This is a genomic window from Microbacterium sp. 70-16 (genome assembly GCF_001898315.1).
In the GTDB taxonomy this organism is placed as follows: Bacteria; Actinomycetota; Actinomycetes; order Actinomycetales; family Microbacteriaceae; genus Microbacterium.
Window position 1 is genome coordinate 1 of sequence record NZ_MKTQ01000020.1, and the last position, 13,267, is coordinate 13,267.

At 62.6% G+C, this 13,267-nt stretch carries 18 protein-coding genes; 4 read left to right on the plus strand and 14 right to left on the minus strand.

Features of this window, described 5'->3' with window-relative positions:
* Positions 1-67: 67 nt before the first annotated feature.
* From BGO46_RS09830 to BGO46_RS09850, 5 genes are all read right to left on the minus strand, one after another.
* Positions 68-370 carry a hypothetical protein gene (locus tag BGO46_RS09830; RefSeq protein WP_292676917.1) on the minus strand — a complete coding sequence of 101 codons (303 nt, stop codon included), beginning with the start codon at positions 368-370 and terminating at the stop codon, positions 68-70.
* Positions 371-576: 206 nt separating this feature from the next.
* Positions 577-984 carry a low molecular weight phosphatase family protein gene (locus BGO46_RS09835; RefSeq protein WP_292676915.1) on the minus strand — a complete coding sequence of 136 codons (408 nt, stop codon included), beginning with the start codon at positions 982-984 and terminating at the stop codon, positions 577-579.
* A 5-nt stretch (positions 985-989) separates the two neighbouring features.
* Positions 990-1,637, minus strand: coding sequence for an arsenate reductase ArsC (locus BGO46_RS09840; RefSeq protein WP_292676913.1), 648 nt, complete (start codon positions 1,635-1,637; stop codon positions 990-992).
* Positions 1,634-2,050, minus strand: a complete 417-nt coding sequence (locus BGO46_RS09845; protein ID WP_292676911.1) for an arsenate reductase ArsC — start codon at positions 2,048-2,050, stop codon at positions 1,634-1,636. The genes BGO46_RS09840 and BGO46_RS09845 overlap by 4 nt, the downstream gene beginning before the upstream one ends.
* Before the next feature lie 77 nt (positions 2,051-2,127).
* Positions 2,128-3,015, minus strand: coding sequence for a metalloregulator ArsR/SmtB family transcription factor (locus BGO46_RS09850; protein ID WP_292676909.1), 888 nt, complete (start codon positions 3,013-3,015; stop codon positions 2,128-2,130).
* Between the two features lie 33 nt (positions 3,016-3,048).
* Here BGO46_RS09850 and BGO46_RS09855 point away from each other — a divergent pair, with 33 nt between their 5' ends.
* Both BGO46_RS09855 and BGO46_RS09860 read left to right on the plus strand, forming a co-directional pair.
* Positions 3,049-3,372 carry a metalloregulator ArsR/SmtB family transcription factor gene (locus BGO46_RS09855; protein ID WP_292676907.1) on the plus strand — a complete coding sequence of 108 codons (324 nt, stop codon included), beginning with the start codon at positions 3,049-3,051 and terminating at the stop codon, positions 3,370-3,372.
* Between the two features lie 101 nt (positions 3,373-3,473).
* The gene (locus BGO46_RS09860) at positions 3,474-4,334 is read left to right on the plus strand and encodes an arsenate reductase ArsC (RefSeq protein WP_292676905.1); all 861 of its coding nucleotides are present in this window, start codon (positions 3,474-3,476) and stop codon (positions 4,332-4,334) included.
* On the opposite strand, the gene BGO46_RS09865 is transcribed toward BGO46_RS09860, so the two are convergent.
* The 8 genes from BGO46_RS09865 to BGO46_RS09900 form a co-directional block, all read right to left on the minus strand.
* A complete protein-coding gene (locus tag BGO46_RS09865) occupies positions 4,316-5,020 on the minus strand; it encodes a winged helix-turn-helix domain-containing protein (protein ID WP_292676903.1) in 705 nt (234 codons plus the stop codon). The two genes, BGO46_RS09860 and BGO46_RS09865, sit on opposite strands and share 19 nt — an antisense overlap.
* Positions 5,017-5,886, minus strand: coding sequence for a phosphate ABC transporter ATP-binding protein PstB (pstB, locus tag BGO46_RS09870; protein WP_366246818.1), 870 nt, complete (start codon positions 5,884-5,886; stop codon positions 5,017-5,019). The genes BGO46_RS09865 and pstB overlap by 4 nt, the downstream gene beginning before the upstream one ends.
* Before the next feature lie 2 nt (positions 5,887-5,888).
* Positions 5,889-6,797 carry a phosphate ABC transporter permease PstA gene (pstA, locus tag BGO46_RS09875; RefSeq protein ID WP_292676901.1) on the minus strand — a complete coding sequence of 303 codons (909 nt, stop codon included), beginning with the start codon at positions 6,795-6,797 and terminating at the stop codon, positions 5,889-5,891.
* 2 nt (positions 6,798-6,799) lie between these two features.
* Positions 6,800-7,756: a phosphate ABC transporter permease subunit PstC gene (pstC, locus tag BGO46_RS09880; RefSeq protein WP_292676900.1), complete on the minus strand. Its 957-nt coding sequence runs from the start codon at positions 7,754-7,756 to the stop codon at positions 6,800-6,802.
* 35 nt (positions 7,757-7,791) lie between these two features.
* The gene (locus BGO46_RS09885) at positions 7,792-8,757 is read right to left on the minus strand and encodes a PstS family phosphate ABC transporter substrate-binding protein (protein WP_292676898.1); all 966 of its coding nucleotides are present in this window, start codon (positions 8,755-8,757) and stop codon (positions 7,792-7,794) included.
* Positions 8,758-8,883: 126 nt separating this feature from the next.
* A complete protein-coding gene (locus BGO46_RS09890; protein WP_292676896.1) occupies positions 8,884-9,165 on the minus strand; it encodes a hypothetical protein in 282 nt (93 codons plus the stop codon).
* 7 nt (positions 9,166-9,172) lie between these two features.
* Positions 9,173-9,694, minus strand: coding sequence for a GNAT family N-acetyltransferase (locus BGO46_RS09895; protein ID WP_292676894.1), 522 nt, complete (start codon positions 9,692-9,694; stop codon positions 9,173-9,175).
* Positions 9,682-11,010 (minus strand): NAD(P)-binding domain-containing protein, encoded by a 1,329-nt coding sequence (locus tag BGO46_RS09900; protein ID WP_292676892.1) that lies wholly within the window; start codon positions 11,008-11,010, stop codon positions 9,682-9,684. Before BGO46_RS09900 ends, BGO46_RS09895 begins: the two co-directional genes overlap by 13 nt.
* Positions 11,011-11,098: 88 nt before the next feature.
* Between BGO46_RS09900 and BGO46_RS09905 the strand changes: the two genes are divergently transcribed.
* Together BGO46_RS09905 and arsB are read left to right on the plus strand one after the other, a co-directional pair.
* On the plus strand, positions 11,099-11,449 hold the full coding sequence (locus BGO46_RS09905) for a metalloregulator ArsR/SmtB family transcription factor (protein WP_292676890.1): 351 nt from the start codon (positions 11,099-11,101) through the stop codon (positions 11,447-11,449).
* A 98-nt stretch (positions 11,450-11,547) separates the two neighbouring features.
* Positions 11,548-12,645, plus strand: a complete 1,098-nt coding sequence (gene arsB / locus BGO46_RS09910) for an ACR3 family arsenite efflux transporter (RefSeq protein WP_292676888.1) — start codon at positions 11,548-11,550, stop codon at positions 12,643-12,645.
* Between the two features lie 197 nt (positions 12,646-12,842).
* Here arsB and BGO46_RS09915 read toward each other — a convergent pair whose 3' ends face one another.
* A complete protein-coding gene (locus BGO46_RS09915; RefSeq protein WP_292676886.1) occupies positions 12,843-13,262 on the minus strand; it encodes a hypothetical protein in 420 nt (139 codons plus the stop codon).
* Positions 13,263-13,267: the final 5 nt, after the last annotated feature.

Consider the following 13,267-nt stretch of genomic DNA (forward strand, 5'->3'; position numbering starts at 1 on the left):
CACCGGCAATCCCCCTGGCCCCGAGAGCAAATATCGGCTGGCCCCGAACCGCAATAATCAGTGGCCCTCAAGACTCCAAATACTCACTCAGACGCTGCCGTCCTCTCTCCTCACCCGTGATCGGGTCATGCCCGGTCAACCAGACCCGCAGTCCTCCCGCCGAAAGCTCGTCGCGAACGATGACACGGTCTTGGATGCTGAAACGCGCCACGGTGGTGTCGCTTGCTCCGGCGTAGGCTTCGAGCGCATCGGCTCCGACCTGCAGGTGGGCGTCACACGTGCCCTTGAGCGCGTAGGCGATGGCCTGTCGAATGCCGCGCGAATCGCCGCCTCGCTTCCAACGCTCCAGTCCGCCGCGCATGTCATGCACGCTACGCGCGTTTCTAGTCGCGCACAACTAGCAAACATCATTGATGCCTGCGTGCATTGCTGTCTTTTTTTCGCTAGCTATTTCGCTGACTATCTCTCTCGACTGCTGCTGGACTGCAGGGTCGAAGGGGTTTCGCGAAGTGTTTTGGGCTCGGCAGGGCAACTTCTGTCGTCAAAGAAGCGTCGCGCGGCAGGCAACAGCGCTTGTCACTCGGGCGCCGGAGAATCGAGCGCGAGCGTTCGGACGTGGGAGAGAACACGATCCCGGAGGCCCCGAACACCTTCGATGTCCCAGCTGTCGGGGTCGGGGAACTCCCATTCGATCAGTCGCCCAGTAATCGGCCCGGGAAGGGTAAGCCGCGACTTCATCGTGATGACAACATCGGCCGTCCGCAGATCGGCGGCCGTGACGGCGCGCGGGCGCGCCCCACTGGTATCGATGCCCAGCTCTTGCAATGATTCGGCGATCACCGGATTGATGTGAGCGGCAGGCGAGATCCCGCCGCTGATCGAGTTCACGCGCTCCGACGCAATGTATCCGAGCAGGTGCGCGCCGAGCTGAGATCGGCCGGCGTTGTGCTGGCAGATAAAGAGGATGAGGGGCGACGCGCTCACACCGCCTACTTGTCGCCGGGGATAAGTTCCGCGAGCAGGTGCTCAACCCGAGACTGCACATCGTCGCGGACCGCTCGCACACCGTCCAGCGTGAGGTCTGCAGGGTCGGCGAGCTCCCAGTCCAGGTACCGTTTGCCAGGGTACAGAGGGCACGCATCGCCGCATCCCATTGTGACCACCGCGTCCGCCGCGCGGACGACATCATCGGTCAGCGGCTTGGGGAACTCTTCAGAGACGTCGATCCCGAGCTCCGCAAGCACCGTCACAACGGATGCGAGGATGCCGGCACCAGGCTGGGAGCCGGCAGACCGCACATGGATGCGATCGCCCGCGAGGTGGCGGGTGATCGCGGCTGCCATTTGCGACCGTCCCGAGTTCTGGACGCACACATAGAGCACCTCGGGCACCGGCTTGGCGATAAAGCCGCGCGACTGAGCGAGCGCAGTGAGTCGATCGCGGGCAAATTTCTCCGCGAGCGACGGCAAGTGAGTAGACACGGCGGCCGTTCTGGCAAGCGCAGCGTGGGACTCGAAGACAACCCGTTCCACGGTCTCTTCGCTGACCATGCCACTGAACTGCTGCGCCAACCGCTCGGCAGCACGGTGGAGCACGGAATCCGCAGACAGAAGCGCATCCTGCCCTTTGCGCGTCATGCGGCGCCCCGTTCGGGCAGCAGGTCGGCGATCAGCAACTGCACCCGTCTCCGGATCTCGTCGCGGATCGGGCGCACCGCGTCGATCCCCTGCCCGGCAGGGTCGTCGAGCTCCCAGTCCTCATAGCGCTTGCCGGGGAAGATCGGACACACGTCTCCACAGCCCATGGTGATCACGACGTCCGATTCCTTGACGGCGTCGACGGTGAGGACCTTCGGCGTGTTGCCGGCGATGTCGATGCCTTCTTCTGCCATCGCTTCGATAGCGACGGGGTTGATCTGATCCTTCGGTGCAGAACCAGCGGAAAGAACGTCAATGCGTCCGCCACCCAACTCCTGAAGAAATCCTGCGGCCATCTGAGAACGCCCCGCGTTGTGGACGCAGACAAAGAGAACTGTGGGCTTGACTGACATGGTCTCTCACTTTCTTTTCTTCAAAGCATAGAGAATCATCTATGCACTCTTTTTCAACGGATGATGAACATCTGGTGTCATCGCTCAAGGACGGCGGGAAGCAGGTCTCGGACGCGGAGTGCGATCTCGTCCCGAATCGCTCGTATGTCGCCGATCGGACGACCCACAGGGTCCTCGACATCCCAGTCCAGATACTCTGTCGCTGGATAGGTGGCACAGACATCGCCGCAGCCCATCGTGACGACGATGTCCGCGCCGCGGACCGCATCATCCGTGAGTGGCTTCGGGAACTCACCCGCGAACGGGATACCGATCTCGTCGAGCGCGGTGATGATCGAGCCTCTGACGTCGGGGGATGGCGCGGAGCCCGCGGTAAGCACGCGAACCCGATCACCGGCCAGGTGGCGCAGCACGGCCGCGGCGATCTGGGACCGCCCCGCGTTCTGAACACAGACGAACAGCACCGTGGGGGTGTTTCCCTGGACGCCCGCACGCGCGGAGGATTCGAGCCGATCTGCTGCGAAGGCTGCGGTGCGTGAACCGAGAAGATTCGGATGCGAGGTCCGCTTGAGAAGGTTGTGTGTCTCGGTGACGCACGACTCGATGGTGGGGCGGTCAACCGTACCGTCGAACCGAAGCGCAAGGTCGTCGACGATGCGGACCAGATCGAAGGGTCGGCGTTCATGGGCCACCGGATTGGCGAACAAAGCCTCAATCCGATCGCGATGCTCGGGGGCGATATTGTACCAGACTTGGCGTCCGGAGGGCTCTCTGGCGACGACCCCCTCATCTAAGAGGGCTTTCATGTGGTAGCTCACCGTCGGCTGACGCAACCCGAGCGACTGGGCGATCCGGCCGACTAGGACCCGGCCATCCGCAGATGCGAGCATCATCCCGAGGATCGCGGTACGGGTCGGGTCGGCAAGGACTGAGATAGCCCGCACCGACGCACCATCCGTACTCATAGACAAGAGTCTATCCACGGGTACCATGAGCAGGTGCCTTCGCTACTTCCCACCCCGGCCAACTCGGAGTCGATTCCCTCGCTGGGGCGCTCAGCTGCGGAGGAACTCGCCCGAACTCTTCGAGCTGTTGCCGATCCCACGCGGCTGCAACTGCTCAGCGTGATTCTCGACTCAGCCGACGGTCGCGCGACGGTCACCCAGCTCACGGAGGCTTTGGGGTTGCGGCAGCCGACGGTGACCCACCACGTGCGCATCCTCGTCGACGACGGCCTGCTCACGCGCGAGCCGGAGGGCAAGTACGTGTGGTTGTCGGTTGCGCTCGATCGCCGACCGGCGATCGAGGATCTCCTGCGATGAGCCCTCACCCTCCTCACCGGATTGGTCGCCCCCTCGATCTCGAGGCCGCGCAAAGGCGCGCCGCTCAGGCTGCGGTACTCGGGGATACCCTCGCGTTGCGGGTGCTCAGCGTGCTGGCTGCGGGCGTTCCTGCCGTCAATCTCGCTGCGGCGCTTCACGTGCCTCAAGCGCAGGTCACTTCGGCGCTTCACTCCCTCGAGTCCGTCGGTATCGTCCATCCTGCTTCCGATGGGACGCTCATCCTCACCGCAGAGGCGTGGGTAAGATTCGGCCGGCTGTTGGTGAACGGCGATCCCGCTTTGCCAGAACCTCAGGCGGAACCTGCAGTCACCGCTCTCCCTGTCGCCATCGCCGCAGTCGCGCGCGACCTGTCGTACCGGTTCAGTTCGACGTTCAGCACTGAGACGGTGTCGCGCTATGTCGCGGAGAGCTATCTTCTGCTCAGCCACCGCGCGCAGGTGCGCACCCATCTGGCTGCGTTGACTGCCCGGTATGCCGCGGATCGTTTGGACGCACTCGCCTCCGCATCCGGCCTGTCGCTGCGGGGAACTCCTGAAGTGCTGTTCGTCTGCGTGCAGAATGCCGGTCGGTCGCAGATCGCTGCCGCCTACTTGCGGCATCTCGCCGGTGGCGCGGTCCACGTTCGGACTGCCGGCTCGGAGCCTGCTATGGCTGTGCACCCGCGAGTCAGGGAAGTTCTCGCTGAAGTGGGGATTCCGCTTTCGGATGACTTCCCGAAGCCCCTGACCGACGAAGTCATCCAGGCAGCAGACTACGTGGTGACGATGGGCTGCGGGGACGCGTGCCCGGTCTACCCGGGTAGGCGCTACATGGACTGGGAGCTCGAAGATCCACTCACATTGGATGATGCCGGCCTTCGGACAGTACGTGACAGAATCCGCGCCCACGTCGAGAATCTGCTCGCTGAGATGGGGATCGTGAATCAGCCGGCGAGCCGGTAGCCCACGCCACGGACAGTTTCGATGATCGCGGAACCGCGCGCGCCGGTGACCTGCGCAATGCGGGACCGCACATGGTTGATCAGCACGCGTACGGACGCGTGTGGGTCAACTGAGCTGCCCTGGCCGCCTGCGTCGACGAGCTGGTCGAGTCCGACGGTGTGCGGATGGTTCTGCGCCAACTCGAGCATCACCGCAAACTCGCGCGGTGACGCATCGATGGGGGTGCTTTCCCAGTAGATCCGATGGCTCCTCGCATCGACGGTCAAGTCACCGATGGTGATGGGACCGCTTGCCAGCGTCTTGGTCGGGAGCGTGCGTAACGTCCGCGCGAGCCGTTCCGCGGTGAGTGGCAGGTCGACAATTCCTCGGATGCCCGCGCTGAGGGCGGCACTCACCTCGGTGACGCCGGTCGCTGTCGTCAACCCGAGGAGAACGGATGACCCGCAGGTCATGACAGCGATGTCGACCACGTCTCGAAGGTCCTGACATGGAATGTCGGAAGAGATCACCAATATTGCTGCCGGATCATGAACCACCTCCCCGAGCGCGGCGACGATGTCGTTGCGCAACACAAGCGACAACCCGAAGCGACGGAATTCGCTCGCGGCGCCACGTACTGCCGTGTCGTCTGGAGCGAGAACCACCACGCGCGCGGAGCCCAGAAGCGGCTCAGCGACCATCGTCATCCGAACCTGCCGCTGATGTAGTCCTCTGTGCGCTGGTCGTTGGGGTTCTCGAAGATCTGGGACGTCGTCCCATACTCGACGAGGACCCCCGTGCGGTTGCCGGTCGTCTCGTCTGGCAGCGCGGTGAAGAACGCTGTGCGGTCCGCCACCCGCGCAGCTTGCTGCATGTTGTGGGTGACGATGATGATCGTGTAATCCCGTCGCAGTTCGTGCATCAGGTCTTCGATGCGGCTTGTGGCGATCGGGTCCAGCGACGAGCACGGCTCGTCCATAAGAATGACGTCAGGCTTGACCGCGATTGTGCGGGCGATACACAGGCGCTGTTGCTGTCCGCCCGACAGCCCGAAAGCTGACTGCTTGAGCTTGTCCTTGACCTCGCTCCAGAGAGCCGCTCGCGTCAGCGACTCTTCGACAAGGTCATCCATCGATTCGACCTTCATGCCCGTCACGCGTGGGCCGTACGCGATGTTGTCGTAGATCGATTTAGGGAACGGGTTGGGCTTCTGAAAGACCATGCCGATGCGCCGCCGAACTTCGATCGGGTCCACGCCCTTGCCGTAAATGTCCTCGTCCTGAAAGAGCACCTGCCCTTCGACGTGAGCGCCGATGACGAGGTCATTCATTCTGTTCAGGGACCGCAGCAACGTGGACTTTCCGCACCCTGACGGGCCGATCAGTGCGGTGATCTCCCTCGCTCCGAAGGAGAGGTTCACACCAGTAACCGCGCGAAAGTCACCGTAGAAGACGTTCACGTCTTCGCACCGGATGAGTCCACTCGGACTGTCCCGCAGAGTACGGACTTCCGTGGGGTGGAAGTTCGGATGGGGTTCTTCGTGACTATTCGTCGTCGTTGTCAGGTCGCTCATGGCTACCACCGTTTCTGGAACTTGTTGCGAATGAAGATGGCCAGACCGTTCATCAGGAGGAGAACGACCAGCAGAAGAACGCTCGTGGCTGCCGCGAGTTCGTGGAAGCCTTCCTGAGGTCGTCCTGTCCAGTTGAAGATCTGGATCGGGAGCGTGGTGTACCCGCTTAATAGCCCGTTCGGGTCGAACGTGATGTATACCAGCGCGCCGAGAACCAAGAGCGGTGCAGCCTCACCCAGCGCACGAGAAAGAGCAAGGATCGATCCGGTCGCGATACCCGGGACCGCTGCCGGCAAGGTTTGCCGCCACGTCGTCTGCCACTCTGTTGCGCCCAAGGCAAGCGACCCATCGCGGATCTCTCGTGGAACCCCACGAAGCGCCTCGCGTGTGGAGATGATGATGACCGGCAGAATCAGCAAGGTCAGCGCGAACGCACCGCCGATGACGATGTTCGTGTCCCCCACGCCGAGAAGCGCAAGAAACGCCAGCGCGAGTAGGCCATAAACAATCGAGGGGACAGCGGCCAGATTTTGCACGTTCAGCTCGACGAGCCGGTTGTACCACTTGCGACTATCTGCGAATTCTTCGAGGTGCACGGCAGCAGCGATGCCGATCGGAATAGCGAGCACTGCGGTTGTGATGATCACCCAGATCGAACCGAGAATAGCTGGCCGAGCGCCTGCGTTGTCGGGCGTCGAAGCGGGGAAGTTGGTGATCAGATCCATCGTGAGCTTGTTCTGGCCCTCAATGAAGATCGTGATCAGCAGTGTCACCAGTACGCCGAACGCCACCAGAAGTGACAACCACAGCAGGCTCAAGAAGATCAGCGCCGATGGGCGCAACTCACCGTTGGTTCCTGTGCCGAGAGGTTTCGCGACAACCAACGGACCTTTAATATCGACGGTCCTCATGATCAGTAAATCTCCCTATAGCGCCGCACGACGCGGATACTGATGAAGTTGATCGCTAGCGTGATGACGAACAGCAGCAGACCCACCGCGAACAGGGTGTTGTATTCGAGGCTGCCGACGCGAGAGTCGCCGAGCGCTGCGTTGGCGATGAAGCCGGTCATCGTCTGCCCCTGCTCCAGCGGGTTGCTAACGATCCGCGCCTGGTTGCCCGCAGCGATAGCGACGATCATCGTCTCGCCCACGGCTCGAGAGATCCCCAAAACAATCGCGGCCACGATTCCGGAGAGCGCGGCCGGGAACACGACTCGCAACGTTGTTTGCATTCGATTCGCGCCGAGCGCGGCGCTGCCCTGCCGCATCGCGGTGGGCACTGCGGACATCGCATCCTCCGATATGGATGCAACGGTCGGGATGATCATCACACCCATCACGAGGCCTGCAGCGAGCACGCTGAACGCGCCCGTGGGCAGTTCCAACCACTCACGGAACACGGTCGCTTGGACGAACTGCAGTGCAAAGAACCCGTACACGACCGTCGGCACCCCGGCGAGTATCTCTAGGAGCGGCTTGAGCACCTTGCGGACGTTCGGTTTCGCATACTCCGAAAGAAGAATGGCGGCGCCGAGCCCGAAGGGAACTGCCACAACTAGTGCGATACCTGTAGTCCACAGGGTGGCCGTGACAAGCGGCAGCACTCCGAAGGACGCATCGGCGAACCGGGGTGCCCATCGAGTTCCAAAGAGAAACTCCCACACCGGCACCTCCGCGAAAAACGAGAGCGCTGGAGTGAACAGTGCAATCAAGATCCCGACGGTTGTCAGAACCGTCGCGATCGCGGCAACGCGCAAGATCGCCTTGATGATGGTCTCGCCGTGTCGCGGCTTACCGGCGAAGTGGCTCGAGGGCCGGGGGCCCGAGGCGATCCTCGGGCCCCCAACCTTTTCGGTGACAGATGTCATGACGACAGATCGAGTCAGAAGTGAGCGGCGCCGGCTCAGCCGAGCGACGCGAGCTCCTCCTGGGCAGTCGTGATCTGCTCGTCCGTGAGGGGAACGAACAGAGCAAGGTCGGCGATCTCGACCGAGTTCTCGACATAGAAGTCGACGAACGCCTTCACCTGCGGCTTTTCGCCGTACGCGGCGTTGTTGACGTAGATGAACAGCGGTCGACCGAGCGGAGTGTATGTGCCGTCCTGGACGGTTTCGGTGCTCGGGGAGACGCCGTCCACGGAAGCCGCAACGATGACACCTTCGTTCTCCTCGACATAGCTGAGTCCGAGGAAACCAATGGCTCCGACATCGCCCGCCACACCCTGGATGGTGATGTTGTCGTCCTCGGAGGGGCTGTAGTCCGTGCGGATTGCTCCGGTCTCACCGTTGATGGCCTCGGTGAAGTAGTCGAACGTGCCGGAGTCGGTCCCAGCACCGAAGAGCACGAGCGGCTCATCCGGGAAGCTCGGGTCAACGTCCGACCAGCTCATCACGACGCCCTCGGATTCCGGCGCCCAAATCGTCTGGAGCTGCTCGACGGTCAGCTCAGTCGCCCAGTCGTTCTCCGGGCTGATGATGACGGAAAGTCCGTCGTTCGCGGCGACGATCTCGGTGTACTCGATACCGTTGGCTTCACATTCGGTTGCTTCTTCGTCTTTGATCGGTCGCGAAGCGTTGGAGATGTCCGTCTCGCCGGCACAGAACGACTTGAAGCCTCCGCCGGTTCCGGAGGTCGCAACTGTCACGTTGACATCAGGCTGAACCTCTTTGAACAGATCAGCTGCCGCGGATGTGAGCGGCTCTACCGTTGAGGAGCCGTCCGTGGAGACCGGGCCGCTCAGACCAGTGGTCGAGCCATCGGGATTGGTGGTCGCTTCGCCGCCGGCGGACTGGCCGCCACACGCGCTGAGAGCGAGTGCAGCAGCGGTGATCGCCGCGACTGCGGCAAGCTTTGCTGTGGTCTTGTTCACGATGTGCTTTCGTTCAGGCCCGGAGGGCCGGTCTGGGATCGCCGGTGCGGGCGATTCAGATAGACGAGCTTCTATCCGCTCCACATAGAAGACCTTCTATGTGAACGCAGGGTGAACGCAATGCCGCTAGCAGCGGTCGGACTGCGCGACAGTTTGCACGCGCACTCCCAGATCAGTCAGTCGAAAGTGACCCCTGCGGTTCTCTACCCACTCGAGATTGACGAGGCGCCAAAGAATCTCACCCGTCATCTGGGGGAGGCTCTTGCCCTGGCGAGGGACGCTTGGTCCTGCATGTGTCGCCCAGTACGCCGCGATCTCGTCGTGGGTGATCTCAGGATTGCGAGCGATGATGTCGAGCACGACGGCTCGGGGTGCGCTCAAATATCTCCGAATCACGGCGTCGTCCATGAGCTGACTATCCCGTCGCGTTCTTCGCGCTGCGTCGCTCGATCAGAACAGTGTCTCGCCACCGCCCAGCGTGCGGCCCCACCGCCGAACGAGCGATTCGCTCGCGAATGCCGATGACCCGAAACCCCGCGCTCAGGTGCAGGCGAATGCTTGCCGAGTTGTCCGGGAACACGCTGGATTGAATGGTCCAGAATCCTGCGTCATCGGCAGCGTCAACAAACGCGGTCAACAACAGCCCCCCGACACCCTGACCCCTCGCATCTCGGCCCACGTACACAGAGTGCTCGATAACACCGGAGTATGCCGAGCGGGTGGATACGGGCGACGCCGCCGCCCAGCCGATGACGGCACCTTCGGCCTCAACGGCGACCAGTCGCGGCGCCAGGATCTTGCCCGCGTCGAAGTCTTCCCAGGTGGGCGTAGCGCTCTCGAACGTCGCTTCGCCGTCTTCAATCCCGTGCCGGTAGATCGCCTCGACGCTGGGCCAATCGAGCGCCCGCATAGGGCGGATCGATGTCACGAGCAGCATCCACCGCCAGCGCCAGCGCCAGCGCCAGCATCAGTCGAGCACACTCCGGTCGCGGGCAGCACGAGTTCCACATTGACCGCGGACGTTGTATCGCCCGCGAGCCATGCCGCGACGGACCGGACCTGCTCGTAGCCGGTGGCCAGCAGAAAAGTGGGTGCACGCCCATAGGACTTCATGCCGACGATGAAGAAGCACTTCTCGGGGTGGGTTAGTTCGCGGAATCCATGCGGTTCGACTGTCCCGCACGAGTGCACGTTCGGGTCGATCAACGGCGCGAGGCGCCGAGGAGCTTCAACAATGTCATCGAGGTCTAGACGAATCTCGCGAAGCATGGACAGATCAGGACGAAACCCCGTTGCATTCACCACGATGTCGGACGAGTGCGTCACAACCTCTCCGTTTCGGTGACCGACGAGCTCCACTCGTTCCGCGACGCGGCGAGCTCGGATGATCTCGAACCCGTCCACGAGAGTGACTTCCCCACGTTCTACAGCCCGATCGACTCGACTACCCAAATCCGCACGACCGATTAGCGCATCGTCGGGCGAAGAAGACACACGAACCGCCTGAGCGTTGCGAATGAGCCACGAGACTTCAGTCCCTGCTTCCTCACGCGCGAGCTTCACGAGCGCAAGCAACGTGTTGGCCGCGGAGTGCCCGGCTCCGACAACGGTGACATGCTTCCCCGCAAACCGCGACCGATCACGGCCCAGCACATCAGGCAGCGCAGGGGTCACATGCTCGGCGATCTCCGACAATCCCAACAGCTCTAGGCCACTGGAGGAGAGTGAGTTCGGCGAACGGTACGTGCCCGAAGCATCGATGACCGCGCGCGCAACTGCATCTTCTTCGGATCCGCCGGAAGTGCGCAGCCGCAGGACGAACGGCGCGGAGGAACGACCGTGAGTGCGTGTGCGATCCATCCCTTGCCTACTGACACCGACTACTGTGACACCGGTCCGGATGCGCGATGCGATTCCGTCCACCTCCGACAGCGGGGCCACGTACTTCTCAACGAGCTCCTTGCCGCTAGGCGCCCGATCCGGATCTGGCAACTCCCACCCCGTTGCCTCAAGGAGGCGACGCGATGCGGGATCTACCAGATGTTTCCACGGCGAGAAGAGTCGAGTGTGCCCCCACGATCGCACACTGGACGCCGCTGAATCGCCTGCCTCGAATATCTCGAAGTCAATCCCGCGCTCTCGCAGGTTGGCGGCCGCCGCGAGGCCGATGGGACCCGCGCCGATGATGGCGACCGGCAGAGTACTCAGGCTGTCGGCCTCGGTCACTCGGGGGGTGAGATCGAGCAGGGTCATGGCAGCACCTTCCAGCGGATATCGATGATGTTCGATATTGTTCTTACTCGATCTATCGACAACTGTCAATATCGGCTATGGTCAATCTATGACTACGCTCCTGGACGTCACGGATATCAGCACTGCGTCCTGCCGCACACCCCTGGTGCGCGAGCCGATCACGAGCGAAGAGGCCGAATCACTCGCCCTCACAATGAAAGCGCTGGCGGATCCCACGCGCCTTCGACTACTTTCCATCGTGGCCGCATCCGAAAACTCGGAGGCATGCGTGTGTGACCTCGTCGAGCCGATCGGTTTGAGTCAGCCCACGATCTCGCACCACCTGAAGGTGCTGACCTCCGCGGGGTTCCTCACGCGCCGCAAACGCGCAACCTGGGCCTACTTCACTCTCGTCCCCGGAGCGCTCGACCGCGTCTCGCAGTTCCTCTCTACGACCTGACCCGCTCGGCAGTGCCCGGTATCGTGACACCTCGCATCGATGCCCGTCGATACCCTGTATGTTGGATATAGAAGTTCGTCTATTTATCGAGGAGCACCGTGAGCGATTCGGCCGCGTCAGCACGTTTGGGAACTCTCGACAGATTCCTGCCGGTATGGATCCTGCTGGCGATGGGGGCGGGCCTTGCTCTCGCCGTCTACGCTCCCGCGTTCGGTGAGTTCTTGCACGCAGCGTCTGTCGGCACGATCAGCATCCCCATCGCGATAGGCCTCCTCGTGATGATGTACCCGGTACTCGCGAAGGTCCGCTACTCGGATGCTGCCGTCGTCGGACGGGACAAGCGGCTGCTCATCTCGTCTCTCGTGCTCAACTGGGTTGTCGGCCCAGCGCTCATGTTCGCCCTTGCCTGGCTACTCCTCCCCGACCTCCCGGAGTATCGCACCGGTTTGATCATCGTGGGACTTGCGCGCTGCATTGCCATGGTGCTGATTTGGAACGACCTCGCTTGCGGCGACCGCGAAGCGGCAGCGTTCCTCGTCGCAATCAACTCGGTCTTCCAAGTCATCGCGTTTGCCGCCCTGGGGTGGTTCTACTTGCAGGTGTTGCCCACGTGGCTCGGCCTTTCGACGACGAGCGCCGAATTCTCCATCTGGGCCATCACACTCAGCGTCCTCGTGTTCCTCGGCATTCCACTCGTCGCCGGATACCTCTCCCGAGTCGTTGGGGAACGGCAGCGCGGACGCGAATGGTACGAGAGCGTCTTCCTGCCAAAGATCAGTCCGCTCGCCCTCGGTGGTCTCCTGTTCACGATTGTGATGCTGTTCGCGCTGCAAGGGCAACAGGTTATCGATCGCCCCCTTGATGTCGCCCGCATCGCGCTACCGCTGTTGGCCTACTTCATTCTGATGTTCTTCATCGGTTTCGCCACCGGAAAAGGCATCGGCCTGAGCTACGAACGCACGACGACCCTGTCGTTCACCGCCGCGGGGAACAACTTCGAACTGGCCATCGCTGTCGCCATCGGCACCTTCGGAGCGACAAGCGGGCAGGCACTTGCCGGCATCGTCGGCCCGCTCATTGAGGTCCCCGTACTCGTCGCGCTGGTCTATGTGGCACTGTGGTTGCGCCCGCGACTCTTCCCCACGCCCGATCTGCATGCCGCCAACGAGAAAGCCACGGAACCTGCTCGACTGTAGGCTCCGAGCAGGGCGGAACTGACGAGCCAACAACTCGCGCACTTTGCCCGACGGCTCGCGCGCTCATCGAGTCCGCAGAAAGTCCGCAGAATCCGCTTTTCAACACTCTCGCGGACATCGTCGATCAACCGAAAATCCGCGTGATTCCGCGGATTTCCCGCCACGTCTATCATCCGCAATGGGCCGGATGCGGTCCGTCAACTACCGGTAAGGCCTTCGCACGGCCACGCGCCGAGCGCCAGCACCGCCAGAACGACCTGTACACACCCGGCCGCGAAGTAGATGCCGTGCAGAGGTGACCACACGAGCATCAGCGCGATCTCGATGAAGATCCAGATCATCATGACGAGTCCCGCCGTGGCGCTCAGGCCCCGTGCGAGCGGATGCCTGCGCCACAGCGCGACGACGGCGAACGCCTGTGATCCGCCGACGACCAGCCCGAGGATGACGCCGGGCCAGAAGTAGCTTGTGAACGGCGTCCCGTCGAGCCACTGCAGCGGGATGCCCATGCCATCGAACCCGATCAGGCCCACTGCCCCGACCAGCGCCGACACGAGGTTGAACCACGCGACAACCGACAGCGCGGTGCGCAACCCGCGGGGCATCCGGTCGCTCATGGCGA

Coding starts and splice junctions, on each gene's coding strand:
- pstB (WP_366246818.1), bottom strand. CDS start 5,886: ATGAGCGACCTGACAACGACGACGAATAGTCACGAAGAACCCCATCCG.
- pstC (WP_292676900.1), bottom strand. CDS start 7,756: ATGACATCTGTCACCGAAAAGGTTGGGGGCCCGAGGATCGCCTCGGGC.
- BGO46_RS09840 (WP_292676913.1), bottom strand. CDS start 1,637: ATGACGCGCAAAGGGCAGGATGCGCTTCTGTCTGCGGATTCCGTGCTC.
- BGO46_RS09900 (WP_292676892.1), bottom strand. CDS start 11,010: ATGACCCTGCTCGATCTCACCCCCCGAGTGACCGAGGCCGACAGCCTG.
- BGO46_RS09890 (WP_292676896.1), bottom strand. CDS start 9,165: ATGGACGACGCCGTGATTCGGAGATATTTGAGCGCACCCCGAGCCGTC.
- BGO46_RS09850 (WP_292676909.1), bottom strand. CDS start 3,015: ATGAGTACGGATGGTGCGTCGGTGCGGGCTATCTCAGTCCTTGCCGAC.
- BGO46_RS09915 (WP_292676886.1), bottom strand. CDS start 13,262: ATGAGCGACCGGATGCCCCGCGGGTTGCGCACCGCGCTGTCGGTTGTC.
- BGO46_RS09895 (WP_292676894.1), bottom strand. CDS start 9,694: ATGCTGCTCGTGACATCGATCCGCCCTATGCGGGCGCTCGATTGGCCC.
- BGO46_RS09845 (WP_292676911.1), bottom strand. CDS start 2,050: ATGTCAGTCAAGCCCACAGTTCTCTTTGTCTGCGTCCACAACGCGGGG.
- BGO46_RS09905 (WP_292676890.1), top strand. CDS start 11,099: ATGACTACGCTCCTGGACGTCACGGATATCAGCACTGCGTCCTGCCGC.
- BGO46_RS09865 (WP_292676903.1), bottom strand. CDS start 5,020: ATGACGATGGTCGCTGAGCCGCTTCTGGGCTCCGCGCGCGTGGTGGTT.
- pstA (WP_292676901.1), bottom strand. CDS start 6,797: ATGAGGACCGTCGATATTAAAGGTCCGTTGGTTGTCGCGAAACCTCTC.